Below are 19,486 nucleotides of genomic sequence, written 5' to 3'. Positions count from 1 at the left end.
TCTCATCAAGTGCTTGCTTACTCTTTTTTCTCTGTGTCCGACAAGTCTTTATCGCTTGATGAATTGCCATATTTCTTTTTATACTCATCTAATTGTTGTTCATATGTTTTTAACTTTTGATCACGCTCTTCTCCTGACAAGTCCGGATTATTTTTCAGCGATTCAATTTGTTTAACAAGGCCGTACATAATAAGCTGCGGATCATCAAGTGTCTTAGCTAAATCTAATGATTTATCAAAATCACCTTTTCCGTTATACATCCAATAAAGTAAATACTTTTCATCACTTTTCAAACTAATATTTTTCATAATTGCTTTCTTTTGATTTTCACCTAGTTTTTCAGCTGTAATGTATGCAAATGCTAACTCATATTTAGACGCAACCGGTAATGATTCAAATTCCTCTTCATTTAATTGAGTAATTACTTTGTCATAATCAGTTGCTATGAAATTCGCATTTGCTTCTAATAATTTATTTTGATAAGGAAATTTTATAAAAGTGAAATATATTAAAGGAGCAACTAAAACAACTGTCGCCGCTATGAAGGAAAAAGCTAAATATTTAAATGATTTGTAGCTCTTTTTATGTACTAACTGCATATTTTTTTCTGTTTTTGTTTGTTCCTTCTCAAAGCTGTCATCCAGAAACTGCAGTAATGCATCTAAACTTTCCATTTGAGCAACGGTTTGTTCAAATGTTGTTTCTTTTGCATCTTTTAGTAACCCAGCATACAAATCATCAAAATTGTGCTTTTGGGAGAATAAAGCAATAATTAGACACTTATATTGTGTTAAAAATTGCTCTTCTAACAACGGGGTTGGTGGAACAATATCTCTAATTCCTCTATGTATAATACTTGGTATTAAATTAGCATTAAAAACTATATTGTCCGGATGTAAAAAGAACGTGATTCGTTTATTTAAATATTTACGAAACTGCGCAACATTTCGAAGCAGTCTTAATTTCTCATTTCTTCCAAAACGGCTAAGATCGTCCCACTTATATAATTTTTTATCCACTTGAAATATAAAAGTAAACATATCATCCGTTTCTTCTATCGTTAATGGTACAAACTCAGATGATGCGCCCGTAATTATATCGAATTGACGGAAGTCTTTTATACGTGTTTGAGATTTGGTCATCTCCAATTTCCAATTTTCTTTTTCTATTTGAAATTGATAGTTCATTGCATCAATTTGAATTGTTTTTTCCGTCATTTTTATCCTCTTCTCCTTTTCTTTATAACCCGTAATAACTTATTTTCAAATAACTAAAAGTAGGAAATATTCTTTACAACACTTGCAAAATATCCCCATCTGTTATTTGATGATTTATTAAACGATCGTTATCTGTTAAAACAATTGATTTATTTTTTACTTTTATTACAAAATGCGAACCTTCATGATTATCAATCTTTAATGTATCTATCAAATTTTTCAATAAATATTTAATAGATTGATGATTAGGGATACGCAAATCATATGTAGTTCCATTCCATTTACTAAAATCTACTGTTACATTAATGTGTGTTTGTATTGCCATCTCCTTACCTCCAACTTTTTCGAAGAACTGTATAAATTCCGATGCAAATAAGTACAATGCCACCGCCAAATAATATTATTATTGTTGTACTAATTGGCTTTTCATTCATTGTTTCATTACTCGCTACTTCATCTGCACTTTTTCTCACAACGTATTCACTGCTAAACAAACTATTTTTCGTATCTTTAACACTATTTATTTCTTTTTGTTTTATAAAAAGAGAATCTCGTAAAGATTCCATCTCTTTTTGTTCTTTCTTTTTCTTTTTCTGAATTTCTTCTTCTACTTCTTTGTTAAATAACTCAATTGATGCTTTATCTAATTCCGTTTCCTTATGTTCCTTTTTATTTTTTTCTTGGTCGCTTTCTTCAAGTCGATCCACTTTAAACTTAATCTTCCCATCATCACCAAGATAACTGTCAGCCGCGCTCCTTATCGGTAGCGCGACAAACAGTAAAAGGATAGAGAGAAATGATAACTTAGCCACTATGCTCCATTGTTTGATCATTTACTTCTTTTTCCTCCCATTTCTTATGCCATACAAATAGATTACTAACTAATCCGATAATGGCAATTACAAACAACACGATGAAAATAACTTTTCCAGTATCTTTACCGCTAATAAAATCATTTAGAAAACTTTCTATATACTGAAGCGGTGAGAATTGACGTACCTTTCCAACAGACGACATTTGATCTACTTTACTTCCAACTGCTTCAGTTAAAAATAGGTACATACTTAAAAATACTAATAGTATAAACATCCCTACCATTTTTATTTGTCGTAATAAGTATGTTGAGACCAATACAAACGCCATCATAATGATTGTGATAAACGCAATCCATAGTAAACTTTGATCTTGACCGAACTGTAAAAGACGTCCAGAAATGATACCTATACTAATTCCTTCCACAATTGATATACCGAATGCCACTACTGTAGTTGGTACATTCATATCAATTAATGAGAACTTCTCTTCAAAATGATCTGATTGCGTTCGTTTCTTTTCTTGATTCGCAATTGCGTATGCTGTAAATAATGCAACAATAAAACAAGTTAATACGATTAAATATGGTGTAAAAGCATTACCAGCTACAATTACTCCATCATTTTGTTTCTGAACTGGACTAGATAAAAATTGGTATAACATTTCATTTTGGCGATCACCAATTCGGCTATTAGCCAAAATTCCAGTAAAGTTTTTGGAGAATGATTTATCATCTTCCATTTTCTTTGTAAAGTCATTTAATAATGAATCAGCCTTTGAAACAATTGTCGTTCCGCTGTCTTGAATTTCTTTTGCTTGTCCATTAATTTGATCAAATGTTTTATATACATCGTCTGATGTTGTTAAACTATGCTTCGAACTCTCGACCAATGACTGACTTTGCATCATTAATGATTTAATACCAGAATCTAACGATAAAACAGCTGTTTGCTCACCAGTATTATTTGTTGTTAGCACTTGCTGTCCCTCAACTAGCTTTAAGCTACTTTCACGCCATGTCGCTAAACCTTTTAAATATTCCCCTAAATTTTGATTCATATTATTTGCTTGCTGCGATGTTTCATTTAATTTCTCTGCTAGTAGCATTGAATTTTGATCCGCACTAGTAATGAATTGTTGATAAGAGTCTATTTTTTGTTTTAAACCTGTCATATCTTGCTTAACTTCTGTCGTAATACTAGATGAAACAAGGTTTGAAATTAAATCAATTAAGCTTTGTTTATTTAATACGTAGTACAAAGATTGTTCAGTTGCAATTGCATCTAAACTTCCCTCTTCTAGCTTAGGACCTACATCTTGCGTTCTTAAATCAATCCCATAATACATTTCGTACAGACTAATTAAACCTTGATAACTTTCAACTGTATCTACTGCTTCTTTTATTAATACACTAGATGTATTTTTTGTTAATACTTCTGTTTTTTGATGTACAACTTGATTCGTTGTACTTTCAATAATTTTTGAGTTACCACCATTATCCGTTCCTGTTCCGCCTCCTGGGTTTCCTCCTGGATCTGTTCCCGTTCCGCCTTCAGAGGTTCCTCCATTATCATTGTTACCTTGTTCTGTTTTTTGAATAATAGGCGTTTGAGCATTGTGTACTAACGGCATTATGCCATACTGTGATTTATGAACCACATTTTCCACCTTGCTGTTTTCAGTTTGTGTTCCTTTATCTTCTTTATTAGGTTCTTCTTTTTCAGAACTGGTTTCTTTTTTATGATTCCCGCTCAATTCCCACTGCCACATTACAGGAGAGAAAACATCTATATTGATGTTTGGATCTTTTAACTTCACATGCAAGCTAATCTTTATATCCCCTTCATTACGAGGAGATATTGTAATTTCTCTTGCTTCGCTTTGAAGAAAATCACTTGTACGATCATCACCATCAATATGTAAGAATCCTGTACTTCCATCTAGTTCAAATTCTTCTGGAATCTTTATCTTCAAAGTTTGTGAAGATTCCATTTTAATTACTTTCGCTGTATCACTAAATGTAATTCCCTCTTTATAAAGACTATTCTTTACTTCTTTAATTGAATTTCCTAAAGAGATTTTATTTACAGGATCATAATTAAAGTTATTTTCTTTATTATATTTATTTGTAAATTGAATTACATTTTGCAGTTGTAATTTCGTTGCATCTGGCAAATCACTTTGAGCGATTTCTTCCATGTTTAAACTAGGTAATTTCGCAATTAAATTTTCGATTTGTTTCTTTATTCGAACGTCTGGTTGTTTCATTAACGTATTTATAAAGATCTCTTGCTTTCCATCGTTCGACATAGATTGCTTTAACTTTTTAATTACAGTCTCTTGAATATCACTTTCTAACTTTCCTGCAAGTTCTGTATCATATTCTGACACTTGTTTTTTTACATCTGTTAAATATTTTTGAATTGCTGAAGCATCAGCTAAAATATTTGGTTCTTTCTCTGAAAGCGTAAATTGATTTGTAATAACTTTATTAGCGGATTCCAATGCACTTAACTGCTTTAAAACATCGCCTGTATTCATTTCACTCATGTATTGATTAAATTGACTCGTAAAATTATTCGCTAACAGGTTATTATCAGATTGCATTTTTTGGAAGTTATTAAAGCCTTCTAAGTAAGTATTGTTAGATTTATTCCCTTCATCTAACACTTGACCGAAACCTTTTAATACATCCTGAAATCCTTTAAAACTATTAACAGAAACACCAGTATAATCTTGCACTATTTTAAATTGATTTGTGTAATTTGCCAAAGGACTGTGTACATCTTTTTTGTACATAGTTGTTTGAACGTTTCCTTTTTCAATTATTTTACCTATATTATCTTGTGCACCTTGCAACTTACCGATAATACTTGCAAAATAAACGTCGATGATTTGCTTATTGAAATCCTCTAAAATTGTAGACGCCGTATTTTCAGCCTCAGCTTTCAAATCTTTATTCCCAGTTGCATTTACTTTGTAGTTTAACGTTAATTTCTCTGGTAGTTCTGAATCAATCGCAACGGCCTTCCTAGAAAAATCATTAGGTATTACAATCATCATATTGTAATTATTATTTTTCAAACCATTTTCTGCTACTCCGCGACTAACTACGTACCATTCTTGTTTCGTATTTTTATTTACATTTTTAACAAATTGATCTCCAAACGCTATTTTATTCCCTTCAAATACAGTTCCTTGATCTTCATTTACTAATGCAACTGTCATTTTTGGCGTGCTATTCTCATTAGCTTTCTTAACATTTTGATTTAATGCTAAATAGGAGACTCCTGTTGATAGCACAAGAGCTAAAATAATAAACAACAAGATGCTCCACTTAAACTTTTTCACTACTTATCACTCCTGCGGCTGCGAGTCTATTAAGTTAAGGACTCCTTATCTTACTCTAGTTTTAAAGTAATTTAGCCATACAACGAAAGTTGCATGGCTAAATTACATGTTTCTTTTTACCCGTTTTTATTGTAGACCGAAATTACGAGAAAGATCTTCGTCGTGTCTAGAAACAGCCTCTGCAGTTTTATTAAGCTGCATATTAATTTCTTGTAATAGCTGTGCGAAGTTTTGTACTTTTGGTTTTAATTGATTGAACTGTTGATCAAAACCTTCGAAAGCACGACCTTCCCATTCTCCTCTTAATTCATTTTGTAAGTTTTGTAACTGACGTAAAATGTCCTCAATTTGATTTGCACCTTGTCCATATCGAGTTGCTTTCGATTTAAGCTCCTCTGGTGACATACGAATTTGTCCTGCCATTATTAAATCCCCCTTAAAATTCAAAAATAGTAAAATTAACCAATAATCAATTCTACAAATTGATTATATCAATAATTTAAAAATTTCTAAACAAAAAAATGATATTTTCCCAAAATTTCTCTTTTACTATAATAACATTATATTATACAATATAAATTTATTGTTTTTTTTAAAAGGACTACTAAGCGTTTCTACCTCTATTTAATAATAAAAAGAAAACCTTTTTTACCCAAAATTCAGAATATAACCTTTACAAATTACATACTCATTTTCTTTTTCTTGTTTCTTCGCCCACTTAAAATCGTTTTCTCACTTCAAAGTCATGATTACTTGTCTTTCAACGAAGCCAAAATCTTCGTACATTTCTTTTGCAAAGTTCCCTGCAAATACATTCAAGCGAATTTCTGAATACTTTTCTTGTAGTTCCTTGATCCCAGCTTTCATTAGTTTTCGTGATAACCCTCTCCCGCGATACTCTGAAAAAACATACAATTCATAAATAAAACCAAGTTTTTCACGAGAGAAATAGTCCACATTTCCTCCTATTAGTATCCATCCTACTACTTTATTTTCTTCCTTTGTAACTATATAATACGCCCCTTTTTCTACTAAAGGTTTTGTAATTTCAATCGCTTTTTCTGTACTTACCTGACAATTCCCCTTTGTTCCTTCGAAAAGAGATTGAGCTGCATAATTTAATATTTGTTTCGTTTCTTCCTCATTCGCTTTTGTAATCATTCCTTTCTCCCTCCTGCCCTCTAATCATCATTGAAATACCATTTTCAAGACCGTCTGACTCAATTACAATTGCCATCAATCCTTTTTCCGTACTCATTTCATGTAACTCGCCCTCCGCCCAAAACGCAGCTTGTCCAGCTCCTATCTTCACTTTTTCTTTATCTGATCCGCAAACAAATCCTTCTCCTTGTACAATTAGAAGCAGTTGAGATACAACTGCTTCATGATATCCAATAACTCCACTCGGTTGTAGATGCATAGAACCGATATGTATATTCCCTTGATGTTTTAATATTTTTGACATTATAAAGTTAGATTGAAATGCTGATATATGCTTTCCCACTTTTTCACTGAAATCAAAAATTTTCATTTCTGATCCTCCTTATATGTATAAAACCATTCTCACTGTTTGCAGCATATGCCCTTCGAAATCTTCTTCAAATTGCTCTAAAGCCGCAAAACCTTTTGCTTCATAAAATCGTTTTCCTTTTTCATTTTCCGCTTCTACATGAATGTACATTTTTCGAATCCCTTTTAACGTCGTGATCCCTTTTTGTAACAAAGCTGTCCCTATCCCTTTCCCTTGCTGATCTGGCAACAAATAAATCGCACCTAATTCTGCTTCATTTTGCAGTCTAATTGGTGAAAAATTCGCAAATCCAATTACTTCTCCCTCTTCTTCCGCAACAAATAAATGTGTATTTTCAAGGCGATATTTCATTTTTTCATCGGAATACGCTTCATTTAAAAAGTTGTCTTGAATCGCTCTCGGAATAATTCCTTCGTAAGTATCATGCCAAGCTATTTTCGCTACGTTTTGTACAGCATGAATATCTTCTTGCTTCATTTCTCTAATTACATATGTCATCTCGATGTCTCCATTCTCTTTAAATTACACTCTGCTAAAATACTAGAAGAAACGGCAGAACCATTTTCATAATTTACTTTAATTAATTTCAACTTCTCAATCGAAGCTGTTGTAACATCAAATTTTTTATATATATAATCCATTACACTTAAAAACTGATTTGAATTTAACCCATTAGCAATCGTGCAATGCGAAACCCATTTTTCTGGTACGTAATATGAGTTTGGATTATCATGAAAAGTTTTGAAATAATCATGATAAGAATGATGAAATCTTAATAATTCATTGGTAATGGTCGGTGCTAGAAAGATCGTTCCGTTAGTAGGAAAAGTTCCAACAGAAGGAAAAGTTACAGCAGCAATGTTCTCTTGAAAAGCTACAAACTCCTTTAATTTCTCCGTATATAAATTAACATCTAACTCATTATAATCAGCCAATGTAATATGGGGTTCTACTCCAGCTAGTTGGTTTGTTCCGATTATATTCGTTAATTCACTTTGCAATTCTCTAATTTTATAAGTAAACACTCTATCAAATGTAGCAATAATAGCGTACACGCTTCCTCACCCCTTCGTTACACAAAGCTCTTCCCATTCTTCACGAATCATTCCCATTCGAATAGAATCATAGTATGTCCCGTTATAATATCGACAATTTCGCATTCTACCTTCTAATCGCATCCCTATTTTTTCCGCTACTTTCATCATTCGTTCATTTCCAGACCAAGTTGTGAGCCCTACTCTACCAATCTCCATATTTTCAAATAGTAAATCTCTATATAGTGTTAATGCTTCTGTACCGTAGCCACCATTCCAGTATGCTGGGTCATAAATAACGATTCCCATCTCTAACCAACGCGTCGGTTTATGTTCCCAATAAAAACCTACTGTCCCAATGATTTGACCATCATTTTCGACAATTAAATTCGATAGCGGTTCTTCTTTTAAACGTTTTTGTGAATTTTCTTTATATGGCGTGTATTCTTGCATTGATATTGGAAAGTATGGTGCATCCCATTTCTTCCATTCTGGGTTTTCTTCTTTATATACAATACTCCATAATGTTTTTATATCTGATTCCTCAATTGTACGAATTGTAACTTTGTTCCCCTTTAATATAACGTTTTGCATAATTTCCTCCTACATCTCTCTTTATTTCATATATAATTATAATGTTTTTTCTGAAAAATCAAAACAAAACTCTACTCTATATTGTATAATTTTGTTATAAGATACGAATTATTTATGTAAGTTCGCTAATTTTTTCGATTTTAATTTAGAAACGGAACTTCAGAAAAAATTAGATGAAGTACGAACTCGTAACATAGTTAATAAAAAATAGGAGGTTATATCCCTCCTATTTTAGCTAAATATTTTATTTCCCTTCTTTTCTATCTCAAGTAGAATCCCTTTCTCTATCCAGCCTTCTACTCCATCTTTTTTAATTAAATCATATCCCATGCAGCTATCATCAATGAGAGAAACGATATCCCCTTTTCTAACGCCTATTTGCGCACAAGAAATATCCATTTTCACTGTATACTCACCTGATTCAAGTTGCTTTATATACTCGTTTTTCACATAAAGTAGTTCATTTGTTCCTATTTGTTTACATACATTGAGACTCCCACGACTAAAGTCGCAAGCCCGAATCCTTACGGAATTACGGGTGGGATTCTTGAATAACTAAGCGTTCGCAGTCCATTTCTGTTTTGAACAGCCTTCAAGATGAGGGCATCTCATTGCCCCTCCTAAACCAGACCATATAGGTGCTTAGGCTGATTGACTGTTACCATCAATCACAGTTGCGTAGCGAATATTCATCGCCCCAACGATATCACGGTGTGTCTCAAACCCACATTGACACTTGTACTTTCTGTCTTGTGCCCTGTTCTTTTCAGCGCATTTCGGACAGCTTTGACTTGTATACGCTGGATTCACATATTCAACCTGAATATCAGCTAATATCGCTTTATATTCAATAAATTTTGACAAACGATAGAATGACCAAGTGTGTAGGTTTTTTTCGTTTTTACGGCTTGTTCTTGCCGTCTGTCTTATATTCGTTAATTGTTCTAATCGAATGACAGAAATATGATTTGCAATCGCAAAATTAATGATTTCACGACTTATTTTATGATCTTTATCTTGCATCCATCTTTGTTCTTTATCATCCAATCGCCGAATCGCATTCACTTTTTTGGCTTTTCCTAATTTCTTACGAATACACCGAAACTTACGCTTCTTACATTTGTTTTGCCTATCATTTCCAAAAAAACGAATCTTATCATCATCTGTGATTGCTACTGCGGGGACCTTGAGACCTAAGTCTACTCCTAAAATTTTCGTTCCCGCCCTTTCATTTGTAGGAAGCGTGACAGATATTTGTGCCATCCACTTATTCGATTTCTTTGTGATGCGAAGTGTACCTAATTTATGTTTTAACAGATTCAGATTGCGATTGTTTTTATCGATTAATAAAGCGCGGACCTTTAAACGCGTCGACTTTCCATTTACCTTAAACGGGATTGAAATATGAGTGGCTTCAAATGAATAATTTTGATTGTTCCATACACAAACAGGTCTCTTTAGAATCGGAATGATTTTATAATTACTTTTCTTTACTTTTGTAGCAAACAAACTTTTCGCGTCTTTAATCGCTTGATTCTTCACTGCACTTGGGATATTTGCTTCAATATCTTTTGTGCTTTTTTTCGTACTTTTCTTTGCTTCAACCATTTCTGATACAAGTGTATTTATAACTTTGATATATTCGTGACTACTTTGTTCCAATAAACGGATTTGCTCTTTTGTTGGAATCAATTTCACTTTCACTGTTAGGGTCTGTGACATACGTTTCATCCCCTTGTTTTTTGATTTTCAACATCATTCATTTGATACATTTCTAGCAATAGAAACAAAATGAGAACGTGTCCATAAACTTTACAACTACATGAGGTGAGGAGATTTTCCTCTCAAACACTTTGAAACGTACTTCTATCATCATTGATTCTAGTTACAATGTATCATTTACTTTCGAAAAATTACAACAAAAAGACTCGAAGAAACTACCTATACTTTGGATACTTAAAGTACCACGAACCTTGCGATTTTCAGTGGCACCCCGTTTCCAACCTCACTTTCATCCCATGCCTAAAGGCGATGGGCTTTCTCGTTCGGAATGGGCTGTAACCCCGCCCTGCATTACTGAATTCGTATTAAAATCGGCCAATACTTCATACTGCGGAAAATGATCTACATATGTATAGGAAAATGTATCATTTAAAATATCTCGATAAATAATAAATGCATTTAATTGCCCTGCTTCTTTAATCGCATTACCACCATCAATCGCAATAATTTTTTTCTCCTTATCAATAACTGGATTATTAGACGGCGCTTCTTCAGAATAGTTCACAACAGGCCAATGTCCAACAATTACGTACTTATCCGCTCGGTGTGACTTATTAAAAAACCCTGGCATTGCAATTGCATTTTTCCTATCTGTTTGTTTCCAATCCTCTCTATCTTCAAGGCCAGCATGTACAAAGATATACTCCTCAGTTTCAATAGCAGTTGGCAATCCTGTTAGCCACTTTATTTCTTTTGAAAAATGGCTCATCAATATGTTTTTCACTTCACAAATATCACTTTCTTCATTAACGGTAACGTTCAATTTCCCTAGCCATTCATTAAAAATTGTATTTTTTCGCGTACATAAATAATTTATTAGCGCAGGATTTTCATTTACAAGCGCTTCAACTACAACTTCACAATTCCCTTCAACAACATAAACATTTGACTTGCTAATTACTAGATCCATCACATAGTCTACGACGCCAATGCTATCGCTCCCCTTCTCACAAAGGTCGCCATTTATAATTAAATAATCATCATCTTTAAAATTAACTTTATGTAATAATTCTTTTAAAAGATTTAATTCCCCATGAATATCAGATATTACGATAACTCTTACACCTTTTGGGACTAATAGTTTCTGAATCTTTTCCAAGTATAAACTCCCCTAACCTTCTTTAAATTCAATATTATCGGCTCAATTGTAAAGAAACTATTCGACAAAATAAGCAATTAACCCTCTTCATCTTATACTTCTAAATAAAAGTAGGTTCTATATGTTATCTCACATAGAACCTACTTAGTATTATAACTCTTTATAAAAAGAATAACTTACCTTATCATAGCCTTCTCTTTCATAAAAACGATGGGCATCAACCCTTGGAAACGCTGATGTAAGAACGATAGAACTGCACCCTTTCTCTTCCCCCCATTTTTCTACATATGATAGTAGAACCTTACCATACCCTTTTGATCTGTGAGCTTTCGCAGTTACAAGATCATATACAAAAACATGTTTCTCATTATAAAAGTTCGTACAAATCGCTACACCAGCGAGACTAACAACTTCGCCATCTTCATTCTGTAACGAGAGTAGTTTATACTTTTCTTCTTTCATTTTTTGAAATAAAGAACTTGCTTCTTCTCTTGAAAGTTTCGTTCTTAATTGCTGTAATACGGGGAATACATCATGTAAATCAGCTTCTGTTACTACTTCTCTAATATTCATTATGATTCTCTCCTTACTATTCATAAAATTTTCTAAATGTTATATCATTATTATAAAAAGTAACTGCCCCTAACTTAAGTGACAGTTCGATTATTTTTTATATGGCCAGTTTTTAAAGGAGAATTCATAAAATGGATCTTACTATCCCATTGCAATTAGAAAGTAAAATACCAATTTATTTACAAATTTACGAATATATGAAACGAGAAATCTCTCAGGGATCACTGCCTGCCGGTACACGCCTTCCTTCTCACAGAAATTTAGCGGTACAACTTAATGTTAGCCGTATTACTGTTGAATCTGCTTATCAACAATTACTAGCTGAGGGTTATGTAGAAAGTAAACCGAAACGTGGGATTTTTGTTGCAGAGGTTGATATTGATATCATACAAAAAAGTGAAAACATTGCGTCACACAAAACTAAAAACACGATAGAAGAACTATATGACTATGATTGTAGCCAAGGGCTTATTGATCAAACTGCTTTTCCAATTACAAATTGGAAAAGAGCATTACACGAAACCTTATGCCAGTACGAAGATAAATTATTTTCTAAAGAAGATCCTCAAGGCGAGTTTGTTCTTCGAGAGCATATTTCAAAATATTTATATCATGCCCGCGGGGTACATTCTTCACCTGATCAAATTATTATCGGAGCCGGTACGCAGCCTCTTCTTTGGCTACTACTTCAACTGCTTGGTTCAAAAAAAGAATACGGAATCGAAAACCCTGGATTTCACCGTATAACTGCTATGATTCAAAGTGCTGATCTTCCTATTCATCCTATCCCTTTAGATGATAAAGGGATTCATATTTCAGCTTTACGTGAATCAGGTGCTAATGTAGCATACGTCACTCCATCACACCAATTTCCTCTTGGAATAATTATGCCTTTATCTAGAAGACTCGAACTATTAAAATGGGCGAATGATTGCGGGGGATATATTATTGAAGATGATTACGATGGGGAATTCCGTTATGTAGGCAAACCTATTCCTTCTTTACAAGGACTGGATTCAAAGGAACGTGTTATTTATATGGGAACTTTCTCGAAATCCTTTTTACCTTCTTTGCGAATGGGATATATCGTCTTACCACCTCATCTTTTAAGAGCCTATAAAGAACTTGGTGGCATGTTTAAACAAACGGTTTCTACCCTGCAGCAACTCGCTTTTGCCACCTTTATTCAAAAAGGTGATTGGGAACGTCATATAAATCGAATTCGTACGCTATATAAAAGAAAGCACATTTCATTAGTTAAATCTGTCACGGACGAAATGGGAGCTCACATTCATATACTCGGTGAACAATCAGGACTTCATATCGTACTTCACGTTCATAATGGGATGAACGAACAAGAACTTATTCATGCCGCTGCGAAACAACGCATTAAGTTGTACCCTCTCTCAACATACGATTCTATTCATAATTTAAGAGAGGCGTCGTTTGTATTACTCGGTTTTGGTAGTATTCCAGAAGATTGTATCGAAACTGTTGTCAAATTACTGAAAAGAGTCTGGTTCCCTAACTAAAAATAACTCCACGCAAGTTATACTTGCGTGGAGTTATTTTCATTCACTATTTTTCTGATACTTGCCCTGATTTCGCTGTCCTTCCTGGACGCTTTACACCAGTTGTTTCTGTTGAATAAGAAGCTTCAATTATAGCACTTGGATCTACAGAGAGAACGAGATCTTTCATTTTCGGATAAATGAAACGGTTTGTAATACAATAAATAATTCTCTGGTGCTCTCCTAAAAAACCACCTTCTCCATGTAGATACGTAACAGACAGTTGTAATTCTTTCATAAGCAGTTCGCCAATTTCTTTATTTTTATTCGAAATAATCATGACGCTCTTTCCTTGATTAATACCGTCTAATATGAAATCAATCATCTTCGTAACAATATAGAAAATTGCTAATGAGAACATCGCTTGCTCAATTGAAAATAAAATAGCAACAAATACAAAAATAACCGCATTTACAGCAAGTAAAAATGTACTAATTGGTACTTTAAAATGCTTATTCATCCAAACAGCTAACATTTCTGATCCATCAATTGCCCCGCCCATTTTTACAACAATCCCAACACCAACACCAAATAGAACTCCTCCATAAAGTACAATTAATAATTCCGAAGTCGTAATTGCTGGAAATGGTTTTAAATAAATCAATCCGAGTGTTGTAACAACATTTGCATAGGATGTACGGATAAAAAACTTCTTTCCCATTACTTTTGCAGTAAATAGTAAAATAGGAATATTAAGTCCTAAAAACACTCCGTAAAGTGGTAGCCCTGCAACCTTATTTGCCATAATAGCAATCGCAGTTACTCCACCATCTACTAATCCATTAGGCGCTAAAATAAGCTCTAGTGAACCAGCTACAATAATAGATCCAATTGTTAATAATACGTATTCAAATAATTTTTTCATTCATTACCCCCAAAACATATATATTTTCTTAGTATTATCATAACTAATTTTTTTCGCAAATACAAAGAAATTGCTTTATATACACACATTCTTCACCTTTTTGGTACTTCTTATGTAGAATCTCAAACTTTAATACACTATATAAAGAAATAATAATCTCCCCCTAATTTTTACCTCTTAATTACATTATGTTATATACTTAATTTAGAGAATTTACAGAAAAAGGAGGGATTGTGAAATGAATATTGAAAAAAAGAAATCTTTAACAGCAAACGAAATACAACAGCTGAAAGATTTAGCTCATGTTTGCGGGCAACACGATAAAATTGATTACTCGTCAGATTTGCATGTCAACTTTTTAACTGCCCGTAATAAAGAAGTGGTAAATGATTTTCTATTTTATGATGGTACTCAATTAATCGGTGCATTAAGTATGTATGACTTTGAAAGACCGACTAAACTGGAGTTAATAGGATTTGTTCATCCAAACTATAGAAAACAACTTATAGGCACTACTCTTTTACAAACTGCAATGAAAGAAATACAAAAAAGAGAGGCAGATGAAGCCCTTCTTATAATTAATGGTGACTCTATTTCAGGGAAATCATTTGCAAAACAAATGAACTTACCTTATTTATATAGTGAGTACGGTATGGAGTTCAAAATAAACGAAGCACAAAAAACAATGAAAAATCATATTAACCTTACCGTTGCATCTTCTGAATTACTTCCTGACCTTATAGAAATCGCTAGTAAAGCTTTTGGAGATTCGGCAGCAAATACATCCACATGGTTACAAAAAATGATGAAGTCACCTTCTCATCAAGTTTACATTGCTTTTATTAATGAAAAAGCAATTGGAACGATTACCGTTACTGAGCAAGAGCAGTCTACTACACTATCAGGATTCGCAGTTCATCCTTCTTATCAAGGTAAAGGATATGGTAAAGATATTCTTAGTTATATGGTACATACACTTATTACAAAAGGCGTTTCAACAATTGAATTAGACGTCGAAACGAAAAATAACAATGCTTTAAAACTATATACACAGTGTGGATTTGAAATTATGACAAAGTATGATTATTACGAATTATCGGAATAATATTAACTTTTCCATCGAGGAAGCATGTTATTCTAGAGACGAAATTATTATCTCTTTAAACTCTGTGGGATTTAAAAACATTCAAATACATGGTGCAAATAGAACATTTTTCATTTGTCAAAAATAAAAAAACTGAATCATATCGATTCAGTTTTTTCTTAATATATTTACAACCGCAGTCGTTTCATCATTTTCTTTATAAACACGTGGAATTCTTCTATCTAACATACATGTAACTTCATAGTTAATTGTACCTAACATATCTGCTATTTCTTCCACCGCAATCTCTTCTTCACCTTGTTTGCCGTAGAATACAACTTCTTCTCCTACTTGTACTGGCATTGCATTTGTAACATCTAGCATAAGCTGATCCATACAAACACGACCAATAACAGGTACTCTAACTCCATTAATTAATGCATGCCCTTTATTAGATAACTGACGATTATAACCATCAGCATAACCAATTGGTACAGTTGCAATCCATTCTTCACCCGTTGTTACATACGTATTCCCATAGCTAACACCACGATTTTTCTTCGCATGTTTAACATGAGCTACTTTTGATTTTAAAGACAACGCTGGCTGTAAGGAAGCAACTGTATGATCCACTTCTCTTGAAGGGTACATACCGTAAATTCCAATACCGACACGAACCATATTTTGAAATGTGTTACTAAGTTCCATTGATCCTGCACTGTTTGAACTATGAATATATGGAAAATGAATTCCTAATTCTTCCGCTGTATTTACAGCTTTCTCAAACAAACTTGTTTGCATATTTGTATAAGTTTTATCTATTTCATCAGCGGTAGAGTAATGTGTAAACATCCCTACTACTTCTACATATCGCATACTTTTTAACTCTTCAAAAAACGGTTTAACTTCTTCTTCCTGTAAACCGATACGGCTCATTCCTGTATCAATTTTCACATGAATTCGCACTTTCTTTTGAAGATGGTTTGCAACTTCATCTATACCATGTAAATCTTCTACTCTATAAACAGTCATCATAACGTCATATTGAATTACATCTTCTACAGCTGCTACTGGTGTATATCCTAAAATTAAAATAGGTACAGTGATTCCAGCTTCTCTTAATTCAATTGCTTCGTCTACAAATGCAACTGCAAGTTGGTTTATTCCTGCTTCAATAGCCGATTTCGCAACTTCAACTGCCCCATGACCATACCCATTCGCTTTTACAGCAGCCATCATTGCAATATTTTCATCATTCACACGTTTTTTAAATTCTTTTACATTATGTTTTACAGCATTTAAGTCAACTTCAACAATTGTATCTCTTCCATATTTCAAGCTCATTGGTCTAACTCCTAACTCAATAATTACATTCCATTCTATTTCACGTTTCATATGACCTTTTACAATATAATACTTTTCACTATGCTAGTCAAACTACTAGAATTTTCGGAATTTTGAGTATGATATAATACCCTTAAGAAACTATTATATATGGAGGCGAGAATAATTACAATGTTTGTTCCATCTGCATTGAATCAAGTTAAAATTGCTATCGATACTTCCATTCAAATACTGAACCAATATACTGAAAGTGATTTGAAAATAAAGCCGATTGAATCAAAGCGGTCATTATTTGAAATGTGTACACATCTTTCCCTTATTTGCCACGCTGATTTACTCATATTAAATGGTATTACTGAAAAAGAGTTACATACCTTTTATTTAGAACGTACGCCTGAATCGATTGCTCACATGCAACAAACGATGATTGAAGGATACAATCTTCTCTCTAAAACATTTCTTTCCTATTCCCAAGAAGAATTAGCAGAAGTTACAACTGCCTATTGGGGTATTTCTTACTCTCGATTCGAGTGGTTGCTTGAAATCGTTGCACATTTTTATCATCATCGCGGGCAAATTCATATTTTATTAGTTGAGCATATTAAAGATCCTTGCATTCCTTTATTCGAATAAAAAGAGTGGAAACAACACCAATAAAGAGTATCAATCCTAATAAAATAAACGTCTGAGCATAGTCCCCTAATTTCATAAGATAAATAGAAATAATAGGTCCTATACTAGTTCCTAAAAATAAAATGAAAGTATAAATAGAAACTGCTATTCCCCTTGATTTTCCTCCTAATTGGCTGACAAGAGAAACTAAAGACGGAACGGATATAGCAATACCTATTACAAAACAGACGCTCATCATTACAAGTAGCGGCAGGTTCGAAATAAAGCCCATTGAACTTAGACTAAAAATAGAGACCAACAATCCGCCTTGAAGAACTTGCCTTACTTCGAACCTCTTTGTTAAGCGACCCGCAAGTGGTGACAGCAACATACCAAATAGCCCTGCTAAGCGAAAATAAAGAATTTGTTCTGGAGTTAAATTGTAAGTAGGAGAGCTCAAATAATTCCCTAAAACAGTATACATATTAACAAAAGCCATTAATAAAACAAAAGCAATCATATAGCTCAATACTAAGCTTTTATGTGTAAAAACTTTACCCATCTGTTTAATTGGTCCCAAAATATCAGTATAGGATTGAGACGTTTCCCCTTTCGGAAGAGAATAATGAATCCATACAGCAGTAATGATATAGACAATACTAAGAAGAAAGAACACCATATGCCATCCAAAATGCTGACTAACAGCTGTACTTATTACTTGCCCTGCAATTCCAGCTACTAAAAAACCGGTACTAACAAATCCTATTGTTGTAACCTTTTTTTCTACTGGAAACATTTCTACAACGTAAGCCAACGCTACTGGAGAAAATGTAGCTGCTGCTATACCCTGTAATCCTCGAAGAATAACAAGCCAAAATAAACTATCGACAAACCCTAATAAAAAAGAAACAATCGACAGCGCAAGTAATCCGATAAAAATCACTTTCTTCCGCCCATATTTATCAGAGATTGCCCCAAATAACAAACAACCTATAGCAAAGCCTACAGAAAATATACTGCCTGTAGCCGCAGATTGCGCTAATGAAACCTTAAAAAGGTCTGAAAATAGAGCATTTAAAGGAATCGTCACATATAGGCTGGACATAACTACCATACCTGCCCAACATAACACCGCTGTCATTACTGCATAATTCCTTTCACTATTTACTTCTTTTGATATTTCCATCATAAAATCTCCCCCTTACAATGATTTTTCCCATCGGTTTAAAACATCTGAAGCAAATTACTCAAAATGACATTCCTTCAATACTCACTTAATTTGTTTACGTTAAAAGACATATCACCACCTTGATCAAATTAGCTAACCATATAATAAGGTAACCTAATTATATGGTTAAATAAAAAAGTCGACTCTCACAATCAACTTTTTTATCTACCTTCTCCTAATTTCACCTGCATAGTTACTTGCATTTTATTTAATAGCTTCTCTAAAACTTGACGCTCTTCTTGATTAAAGTCATCAACTAACGAAGCGCAAGATAACCAAAAAGTTGGTAAAGAATGCGTAACTCGTTCTTTTCCTTTTGGAGTAATTTTCACCTTTAATCTTCTTCGATCTTCAGAATGATGGAATCTTACGATTAACTCTCGTTTCTCCATCCAATCTAATAAGCCAGTGACAGAAGCACGTGTAATCCCTAATCGACTCGCAATATCCGAAGGACTCATGTTCACTTCTTCCCCATTCGATTCCATTTCACGCAAAATAAATAACAGTAAAAAATCTAATTTACTTTCCGAAATACCAAGCGGAGCTAAATCTACGTCAACAGCATCAAGAACATTATCAGACGTCCATAACATTAACAAACCAAGTTTTGCTGCGACTTGATCCGTATCCGCTGATGCTGTCTTTTTTATTAACTCTGCATAAGGCTCAATCCCTAAAGGAAGAGCACCTTTTTTTGAATCCATTCATTTTCACTCTCCTTCCTTTCATTTAATTAGCTTACCTAACTACTTTTCATTATACTCATTCCCTTCCTTTTATTGCAA

General features: G+C 33.4%; 19 protein-coding genes and 3 pseudogenes. 4 read left to right on the top strand and 18 right to left on the bottom strand.

What is annotated here, in order from left to right:
* Window positions 1–17: 17 nt before the first annotated feature.
* From essB to V7038_RS24330, 14 genes and pseudogenes are all read right to left on the bottom strand, one after another.
* Window positions 18–1,217: a type VII secretion protein EssB gene (gene essB, locus V7038_RS24395; protein WP_002202239.1), complete on the bottom strand. Its 1,200-nt coding sequence runs from the start codon at window positions 1,215–1,217 to the stop codon at window positions 18–20.
* Window positions 1,218–1,290: 73 nt separating this feature from the next.
* Entirely contained in the window at window positions 1,291–1,542 is a 252-nt protein-coding gene (locus tag V7038_RS24390; RefSeq protein WP_002202240.1) for an EsaB/YukD family protein, read from the bottom strand.
* A gap of 4 nt (window positions 1,543–1,546) precedes the next feature.
* Window positions 1,547–2,050: a type VII secretion protein EssA gene (gene essA / locus V7038_RS24385; RefSeq protein WP_002202241.1), complete on the bottom strand. Its 504-nt coding sequence runs from the start codon at window positions 2,048–2,050 to the stop codon at window positions 1,547–1,549.
* A complete protein-coding gene (gene esaA / locus V7038_RS24380; protein WP_335695762.1) occupies window positions 2,022–5,381 on the bottom strand; it encodes a type VII secretion protein EsaA in 3,360 nt (1,119 codons plus the stop codon). The genes essA and esaA overlap by 29 nt, the downstream gene beginning before the upstream one ends.
* Window positions 5,382–5,507: 126 nt before the next feature.
* On the bottom strand, window positions 5,508–5,804 hold the full coding sequence (locus V7038_RS24375) for a WXG100 family type VII secretion target (RefSeq protein ID WP_002200733.1): 297 nt from the start codon (window positions 5,802–5,804) through the stop codon (window positions 5,508–5,510).
* Window positions 5,805–6,113: 309 nt separating this feature from the next.
* Window positions 6,114–6,542, bottom strand: a complete 429-nt coding sequence (locus V7038_RS24370) for a GNAT family N-acetyltransferase (RefSeq protein WP_002202244.1) — start codon at window positions 6,540–6,542, stop codon at window positions 6,114–6,116.
* Window positions 6,523–6,912, bottom strand: a complete 390-nt coding sequence (locus tag V7038_RS24365) for a hypothetical protein (protein WP_002202245.1) — start codon at window positions 6,910–6,912, stop codon at window positions 6,523–6,525. Before V7038_RS24365 ends, V7038_RS24370 begins: the two co-directional genes overlap by 20 nt.
* Window positions 6,913–6,924: 12 nt before the next feature.
* On the bottom strand, window positions 6,925–7,410 hold the full coding sequence (locus tag V7038_RS24360) for a GNAT family N-acetyltransferase (RefSeq protein WP_002200736.1): 486 nt from the start codon (window positions 7,408–7,410) through the stop codon (window positions 6,925–6,927).
* Window positions 7,407–7,967 (bottom strand): 2'-5' RNA ligase family protein, encoded by a 561-nt coding sequence (locus V7038_RS24355; RefSeq protein ID WP_002202246.1) that lies wholly within the window; start codon window positions 7,965–7,967, stop codon window positions 7,407–7,409. Before V7038_RS24355 ends, V7038_RS24360 begins: the two co-directional genes overlap by 4 nt.
* Window positions 7,968–7,973: 6 nt before the next feature.
* Window positions 7,974–8,540 (bottom strand): GNAT family N-acetyltransferase, encoded by a 567-nt coding sequence (locus tag V7038_RS24350; RefSeq protein ID WP_002202247.1) that lies wholly within the window; start codon window positions 8,538–8,540, stop codon window positions 7,974–7,976.
* Between the two features lie 231 nt (window positions 8,541–8,771).
* Window positions 8,772–9,026: pseudogene (locus V7038_RS24345) on the bottom strand (metallophosphoesterase); the annotation flags it as partial.
* A 156-nt stretch (window positions 9,027–9,182) separates the two neighbouring features.
* Complete coding sequence (locus V7038_RS24340; protein WP_335695761.1) at window positions 9,183–10,262, bottom strand: transposase; 1,080 nt, start codon at window positions 10,260–10,262, stop codon at window positions 9,183–9,185.
* 334 nt (window positions 10,263–10,596) lie between these two features.
* Window positions 10,597–11,421 (bottom strand): annotated as a pseudogene (locus V7038_RS24335) (metallophosphoesterase); the annotation flags it as partial.
* 150 nt (window positions 11,422–11,571) lie between these two features.
* On the bottom strand, window positions 11,572–11,994 hold the full coding sequence (locus tag V7038_RS24330; protein ID WP_199661725.1) for a GNAT family N-acetyltransferase: 423 nt from the start codon (window positions 11,992–11,994) through the stop codon (window positions 11,572–11,574).
* Window positions 11,995–12,125: 131 nt separating this feature from the next.
* Here V7038_RS24330 and V7038_RS24325 point away from each other — a divergent pair, with 131 nt between their 5' ends.
* Window positions 12,126–13,526 (top strand): PLP-dependent aminotransferase family protein, encoded by a 1,401-nt coding sequence (locus V7038_RS24325; protein ID WP_335695760.1) that lies wholly within the window; start codon window positions 12,126–12,128, stop codon window positions 13,524–13,526.
* 46 nt (window positions 13,527–13,572) lie between these two features.
* Here V7038_RS24325 and V7038_RS24320 read toward each other — a convergent pair whose 3' ends face one another.
* Window positions 13,573–14,430, bottom strand: a complete 858-nt coding sequence (locus V7038_RS24320; RefSeq protein WP_070139185.1) for a YitT family protein — start codon at window positions 14,428–14,430, stop codon at window positions 13,573–13,575.
* Between the two features lie 238 nt (window positions 14,431–14,668).
* Between V7038_RS24320 and V7038_RS24315 the strand changes: the two genes are divergently transcribed.
* Both V7038_RS24315 and V7038_RS24310 read left to right on the top strand, forming a co-directional pair.
* Window positions 14,669–15,535 carry a GNAT family N-acetyltransferase gene (locus tag V7038_RS24315; RefSeq protein WP_070170046.1) on the top strand — a complete coding sequence of 289 codons (867 nt, stop codon included), beginning with the start codon at window positions 14,669–14,671 and terminating at the stop codon, window positions 15,533–15,535.
* A 4-nt stretch (window positions 15,536–15,539) separates the two neighbouring features.
* Window positions 15,540–15,662: pseudogene (locus tag V7038_RS24310) on the top strand (class I SAM-dependent methyltransferase); the annotation flags it as partial.
* A 20-nt stretch (window positions 15,663–15,682) separates the two neighbouring features.
* Here V7038_RS24310 and alr read toward each other — a convergent pair.
* Window positions 15,683–16,858, bottom strand: a complete 1,176-nt coding sequence (gene alr / locus V7038_RS24305) for an alanine racemase (RefSeq protein ID WP_335695759.1) — start codon at window positions 16,856–16,858, stop codon at window positions 15,683–15,685.
* A 171-nt stretch (window positions 16,859–17,029) separates the two neighbouring features.
* Here alr and V7038_RS24300 point away from each other — a divergent pair, with 171 nt between their 5' ends.
* Window positions 17,030–17,491 (top strand): DinB family protein, encoded by a 462-nt coding sequence (locus V7038_RS24300; protein WP_335695767.1) that lies wholly within the window; start codon window positions 17,030–17,032, stop codon window positions 17,489–17,491.
* Here V7038_RS24300 and V7038_RS24295 read toward each other — a convergent pair.
* Together V7038_RS24295 and V7038_RS24290 are read right to left on the bottom strand one after the other, a co-directional pair.
* Complete coding sequence (locus tag V7038_RS24295) at window positions 17,460–18,656, bottom strand: MFS transporter (protein ID WP_002202258.1); 1,197 nt, start codon at window positions 18,654–18,656, stop codon at window positions 17,460–17,462. The genes V7038_RS24300 and V7038_RS24295 overlap by 32 nt on opposite strands.
* Window positions 18,657–18,859: 203 nt before the next feature.
* Entirely contained in the window at window positions 18,860–19,405 is a 546-nt protein-coding gene (locus V7038_RS24290) for a MarR family winged helix-turn-helix transcriptional regulator (protein WP_002202259.1), read from the bottom strand.
* Window positions 19,406–19,486: the final 81 nt, after the last annotated feature.

Source organism: Bacillus sp. JJ783 (genome assembly GCF_036963225.1).
Taxonomy (GTDB): domain Bacteria; phylum Bacillota; class Bacilli; order Bacillales; family Bacillaceae_G; genus Bacillus_A; species Bacillus_A cereus_U.
This window is presented reverse-complemented; position numbering and strand designations above follow the sequence as displayed.